This is a genomic window from Lacticaseibacillus zeae DSM 20178 = KCTC 3804 (assembly GCF_000260435.1).
In the GTDB taxonomy this organism is placed as follows: domain Bacteria; phylum Bacillota; class Bacilli; order Lactobacillales; family Lactobacillaceae; genus Lacticaseibacillus; species Lacticaseibacillus zeae.
Window position 1 is genome coordinate 1 of sequence record NZ_BACQ01000039.1, and the last position, 5,423, is coordinate 5,423.

The 5,423-nt window shown below is 42.2% G+C and carries 7 protein-coding genes and 1 pseudogene; 4 read left to right on the forward strand and 4 right to left on the reverse strand.

Features of this window, described 5'->3' with window-relative positions; genetic code table 11:
* Window positions 1–26: 26 nt before the first annotated feature.
* The 4 genes and pseudogenes from GSO_RS08450 to GSO_RS08465 all read left to right on the forward strand — a co-directional run.
* Window positions 27–410, forward strand: a pseudogene (locus GSO_RS08450) (pyridoxal-phosphate dependent enzyme); the annotation flags it as partial.
* A gap of 219 nt (window positions 411–629) precedes the next feature.
* Complete coding sequence (locus GSO_RS08455) at window positions 630–1,373, forward strand: ABC transporter ATP-binding protein (RefSeq protein WP_010491036.1); 744 nt, start codon at window positions 630–632, stop codon at window positions 1,371–1,373.
* Entirely contained in the window at window positions 1,351–2,568 is a 1,218-nt protein-coding gene (locus tag GSO_RS08460) for an ABC transporter permease (protein WP_010009081.1), read from the forward strand. The genes GSO_RS08455 and GSO_RS08460 overlap by 23 nt, the downstream gene beginning before the upstream one ends.
* A gap of 4 nt (window positions 2,569–2,572) precedes the next feature.
* Window positions 2,573–3,244 (forward strand): TetR/AcrR family transcriptional regulator, encoded by a 672-nt coding sequence (locus GSO_RS08465; protein WP_010491040.1) that lies wholly within the window; start codon window positions 2,573–2,575, stop codon window positions 3,242–3,244.
* 89 nt (window positions 3,245–3,333) lie between these two features.
* Here the strand turns inward: GSO_RS08465 and GSO_RS15800 are convergent, their stop codons facing one another.
* The 4 genes from GSO_RS15800 to GSO_RS08485 all read right to left on the reverse strand — a co-directional run bounded on the left by GSO_RS15800 (window position 3,334) and on the right by GSO_RS08485 (window position 4,936).
* Entirely contained in the window at window positions 3,334–3,522 is a 189-nt protein-coding gene (locus GSO_RS15800; RefSeq protein WP_010491042.1) for a hypothetical protein, read from the reverse strand.
* Between the two features lie 29 nt (window positions 3,523–3,551).
* Window positions 3,552–3,836, reverse strand: a complete 285-nt coding sequence (locus GSO_RS08475) for a BRCT domain-containing protein (protein ID WP_002819966.1) — start codon at window positions 3,834–3,836, stop codon at window positions 3,552–3,554.
* A gap of 5 nt (window positions 3,837–3,841) precedes the next feature.
* The gene (locus tag GSO_RS08480; protein ID WP_003601979.1) at window positions 3,842–4,492 is read right to left on the reverse strand and encodes a recombinase family protein; all 651 of its coding nucleotides are present in this window, start codon (window positions 4,490–4,492) and stop codon (window positions 3,842–3,844) included.
* Window positions 4,493–4,567: 75 nt separating this feature from the next.
* Entirely contained in the window at window positions 4,568–4,936 is a 369-nt protein-coding gene (locus GSO_RS08485) for a YxeA family protein (RefSeq protein ID WP_010491071.1), read from the reverse strand.
* Window positions 4,937–5,423: the final 487 nt, after the last annotated feature.

A 5,423-nucleotide genomic window follows, 5' to 3' on the forward strand; every position in this document is an offset into this window, starting at 1 on the left:
GGGTTCTTATACAAGGGAACTAGGGATTGACCAAGCTGAATGAAAAAATTGCTGTTCAAGACATCGGTTTAGATGGCCTGACTGCCGCTGGTGGGTTAGCTGTTAGCCGGCCATCACGATTGGCGGGCAAGGTGATGCAAACGCTATTACTCGGAACAGCAACATTTGAAGATAATGATTCATACCGTTATTTGACGAAGCTCGTCGATACCGAAGATGTAATGGTTGAACCATCCGCTGCAGCCGGCTTTACCGCGATCGCCCCCATCATGGCCCAATTTCCCACGCTTGCTGGCAAAGACGTCACCCACATTGTCTGGGCAACTGGCGGCGACATGATGCCGGAATCGGAGCGTCAGTTGGATTATGAGCTAGGACAAAAATCGCTGACCAAGATTAACAATCGTTAAAACATTGCTAACGCTTATATCAGTGCTGATATTTAATTAAAATGCGATATCCCAACAACGGGGTGGCGCATTTTTGTTTGCAATGCGGTGACAAATGGGCGGGAAATAAAATAAGTGAGTGATAACTCATTTTACTGTTGACAAACCGAGATGTACTGATTATATTAAAGCCATTAAGTGAGTGAGTATACACTCGCTTCGAGGAAGAGGGTTATTAAAATGGCAACGGATTATGTCATCGCCAAGCAGGTCAGCAAGCACTTTGGTCATCAGCAAGTGCTTAATCAGATTGATTTGACACTGCCGGCTGGAATGATTTATGGCTTGATTGGGCCATCGGGAGCTGGGAAGACCACCTTGATCAAGAGTATTTTAGGGATGGAAGATGTGGATAGTGGTACTGTTAAAGTTATGGATACGGTGATGCCCAATAGGGCGGTAATGGCACAGGTAGGGTATATGGCCCAAAGTGACGCCTTGTATGAGACACTAACGGCCCGTGAAAACCTGACCCTTTTTGGGCAATTAATGAGTGTTCCAAAAATAAAGTTAGCACAGATGATTGATTATGCAGCCGGATTAGTTGACTTGACATCCCAATTAGACAAGCGGGTCAGTGGCTATTCGGGTGGGATGAAACGGCGCTTGTCGTTGGCAATCGCCCTGATTCAGGATCCCCAATTATTGATTTTAGATGAACCGACCGTTGGGATTGATCCAGAATTACGGCAACAAATTTGGACCGAACTAAATAAGCTCAAGGATACCGGTAAGTCGATGCTCGTGACAACGCATGTCATGGACGAAGCAGAACGGTGTGATTATCTCATGTTGATTCGGCACGGGATTGCGCTTGCTGAGGGGACACCCGCGGCACTGAAACAACAGTATGCAGTAGATACGATCGAACAGGTCTTTTTGAAAGCGGGGCGGATGCAAGATGCGAACGATGGCAATCGTTAGACGAGTTTTTAAGCAAATGTTACGTGATAAGCGTACCTTGGCGCTGATGTTTTTGGCACCACTCTTAATTATGGCGTTGATGTATTTTTTGTTTCAAAATAACACGACTCAAGTGGCGACTTTAGGTGTTCACAATGTTGATCATCAGGTGGTCAAAGCCATTAATACGAAGCATGTCGATATTCACCATTACAGCAGTAACCAGGCAAAAGCGATGATTAAGCAGCATGATTTGGATGGATATTTGACGCAAAAAGATGGCAACTTAACGATCACGTATTCTAATAGTAATCCGACCAATACGTCATTGATCAAAGCTTCTTTGCAAAGCGGACTGGTCAAATTAAAAATTCAGACGTTGGTCACGGCTACTAAAGCACAAAAAAAGGTGTTGCAAACGCAAAAACAGGCAACGGTTAGCAAGCTAAAGACGGCCTTGGCCCAAGCACAGGCAAGTGGGAATACGGCTGCTGCGGCTAAAATTCAAAAGCAATTGAGGCAGGCTACAGCGAGTGCTACGGCGCCAACAAATAGTCAATCACAAACGACGACCTATACCACTAGCAGTCATTATATTTATGGTAGTAGTGATTCAACGTTCTTTGAAAACTTTTTGCCAGCCTTTCTCGGTTTCTTTGTCTTCTTCTTTGTGTTCTTGATTTCTGGCGTTTCACTTTTGAATGAACGCACTACTGGAACCCTAAGCCGGCTACTTGCAACCCCGATTCGACGGAGTGAAATTATTATGGGCTATCTAATTGGTTATGGGGGCTTTGCCATCATTCAGACTGTCCTGACCGTTGTTTTTACAATTACGGTCTTCAAGATTCACTTAGTTGGTAGTATTTGGCTGGTCTTTCTGACTAACTTATTATTAGCGTTAGTGGCTTTGACCTTGGGTATCTTTATTTCCACCTTTGCTAACTCAGAATTTCAAATGATTCAGTTTATTCCACTGATTGTTGTACCACAAATCTTTTTTGCTGGGTTGGTTCCAGTCGATGGCATGGCCAGTTGGTTGCAAGCAATTGCCCACATCATGCCGTTATACTATGGTGCTAATGCGTTGACGGCTGTTGTGACAAAGGGTGCTGGGCTTGGCGATATTGGTGTCAATTTGTTAATATTGGTAGGGTTTATGGTCGTACTAACAATGTTGAATATTGTTGGAATGAAACGTTATCGGAAGGTGTGAGGATATGGAACGACCACGGATACGGGATTATTTTCAACAGGATCTAAGTCAGAATGAAACGATTACACCTAAGCAACGGGCCATCCTCCAGGCAAGTCTCGATTTGTTTGCTGAAAAGGGTTTTGACCAGACCAGTACTAGTGATATTGCACAACGGGCCGGCGTTGCAGAGGGGACGGTCTATCGGCGGTATAAGACTAAGGCGGCCTTACGGGATGCCATCTTAGCACCAATTGCCGCGCACATTGTGCCAATTTTAGCGAGTGATTTTTCAGAGGATGAATTACGGCAGCGTTATCCCAGTCTACAGGCATTCGTCACAGCAATTTTTACGGACCGAGTTGCATTTGCTAAAGCTAACGTGAAAGAGTTAAAGGTCATTTTTGAAATGGCAGCTTTTGACACCGAACGACGCGAACAGATTCTTAGCCAGATTGCGCCTAAGATGGTCAAGCAGATGGGAAGTGTCATAAATCAACTAAAATCAGATCATTTGATTGTGGATTGGCCGAATGATTTGATACTGCAAAGTTTGTTATCGCAGCTATTCGGTTACCTAGCGCGGTTAATGCTGGAATTGCCGGGAACTGAAATTGAGCGCGAACAAGCGTATTTGATTACGGTGATGACCAAAATATTGACCCCGGGTGAGCATGATCAAATTACTGGTCAGTGAGCTAACTGTTACTTGATATGGTAGATTGTAAAATTAATCCGAACGCTGTTCGGATTAATTTTTCAATCTACCTTTTATGTTTAATCTGCTTATTTCTGATCGCAAACACCCACAACTGCGAGTGAATCCTTTTTGAAGTCGTTGACTGTCAACAATACATTTATTTCCACATTGACATTGACAGAGCCAAAGCGCGTTTCCATTAGAACTGCTTCCAAAAAACTAATGACTGTGAGTCGCCCAAACGTTTGATTGGCCAAATCGATACGCTTTTGCATACTAATCCCCTTGTTTGATAAGAAGGTACTTAAAGAGTTGCTTTCAATTGATCTAATCGCCATTGGCACCATGAAATAAAGGCTAATTCGTCAATCTTTGGAATGCCATAGGTTCTAGCATACGTTAACTTTTGAGTGGTAAGTAGTTGATCATAGGGTTTGCTAATAATACCAACCACAAGGATATCGACATTTTTGTCAATCCCGTTGACAGGTTTTGCTCCTAGAATAGTTGCTAACTGTTGTGCCTGGAAACGACGAAAAGATCGCAAACGGCCTGTAAAGAGAATTCGTTTGCCCCTTAAATCTATCATGATGTTTACCTCTCACTACGAGGAACATTTGCTAGATCTTCTGCCTGATACTTTTCGATGCGATATAAGGTTACTGGTGCAATACCTAACATGCGAGCAATTTGTCGCTTGGTCAGAGTTTCATCTCCGTCTTTCTTCCTATTTAAAAGGCGACAGGCTTCTTTATAAATATAGCGTTTTTGACGATTAGGTGAATGAGGACCATATTCGCGAATTTTGCCTTTATATTTGCCCTGGCGTTTGGCAATTTCTATGCCTTGTTGTTGCCGTATCTTAATAGTTTCGCGCTCTTCTTGAGCAATATACTTATATAGTTCGACAATAATTGTCGTAATCAAGTTACGAAGGTTAGGATCTTCAATACTTGCAAAGCTAGGTAGATTTAGAACGTTCAATTGAGCTCCACGATGCCGAATGGTTTCGATGATGTCAGTTAAATCATGAGAATTGCGACCAAGTCGATCAAGGCTCAGTACCACTACTTCATCATCATCACGAATATAGTCTAACATTGCTTTCAGTTGAGGACGATCGGCATTTTTACCTGAAAGCTTCTCTTGAAAGATTTTATTAACACCGGCATCATGTAGCTGTTCAATTTGACGCGCCAGATTTTGATCACGCGTACTAACACGCGCATAACCGATTTTAGACAATTCTAGATCACCTCCGGGTCACTTATATGTAACTAATAATACTCCCTTCTCACTTTAGTTACAATAGGGTACACCCTAACGTGCCTTGACCGGTGTTTCTTTTGTAGTTACTCTTTGATAATCAACGATGCCATATTTTCTGTTGACATTAATTTTTATAATTTGTCCTGCCTTAAATGGCCCAATATCGTGTTCATCTGTGCTTAATTTAAAACTCCCTATTTTTCCTTGCGCATCCTTAGCAGTACCTTGGTAAGTATATCCTTGAATTGATATTCCAACAGGTACTTCAACGTTTGAAATAATAGGCTGACTATCAATCTTCATGTAATATGAATGACCATCATATTGATACTTAGTGATACCAACAGAAAAAATAATTGTAGCCACAAAAGCTGCAAAAAAAGATGTCACCCATAGTCGTTCCTTGCGATCTTCATTCATACTAGCATCTCCTATGACGTTCTTTTAAACTAAAGATATATAAGACCCACATGTTGTGATTGGCTGATAGCTATCAATGCTTTATTGAATTCGTGTTTATTTTAAACCACTGGGCTACCAGACCCCCTTACAAGTTGAAATTGTAACACTTACGAGCCAAATGGCCGCCTGATTTAATTCTTTCCAGGGTTCAAATAAGTTATTAATCGCGATTAATGATTTATTTGAGCTGTGGAAGGTAAACGCGGTTCTGAATGTCTCTTAAAATCCGTCTCAAATATTGACTTCAATCCACATCTTGGTTACCTGGTGGTGATGGCTTTCTTGGTGAATGTAATCAAAGATATTGGTTACTTCTGCGCAAGGAAGCCCAGGGCTTTTTTTTAGGATTTCGTTCTCCTCAGACAGCGAAGCCAGTCGCTTTTCCATCGCTTTGATTTCGTCTGGCGATTTACCGGATTGAGTTTTGGCCTGGCCCTGGATTTAT

Bases quoted from the DNA above. Each gene is read 5' to 3' on its own strand.
- GSO_RS08455 (WP_010491036.1), top strand. From the start codon at position 630: ATGGCAACGGATTATGTCATCGCCAAGCAGGTCAGCAAGCACTTTGGT.
- GSO_RS08460 (WP_010009081.1), top strand. From the start codon at position 1,351: ATGCGAACGATGGCAATCGTTAGACGAGTTTTTAAGCAAATGTTACGT.
- GSO_RS08465 (WP_010491040.1), top strand. From the start codon at position 2,573: ATGGAACGACCACGGATACGGGATTATTTTCAACAGGATCTAAGTCAG.
- GSO_RS15800 (WP_010491042.1), bottom strand. From the start codon at position 3,522: ATGCAAAAGCGTATCGATTTGGCCAATCAAACGTTTGGGCGACTCACA.
- GSO_RS08475 (WP_002819966.1), bottom strand. From the start codon at position 3,836: ATGATAGATTTAAGGGGCAAACGAATTCTCTTTACAGGCCGTTTGCGA.
- GSO_RS08485 (WP_010491071.1), bottom strand. From the start codon at position 4,936: ATGAATGAAGATCGCAAGGAACGACTATGGGTGACATCTTTTTTTGCA.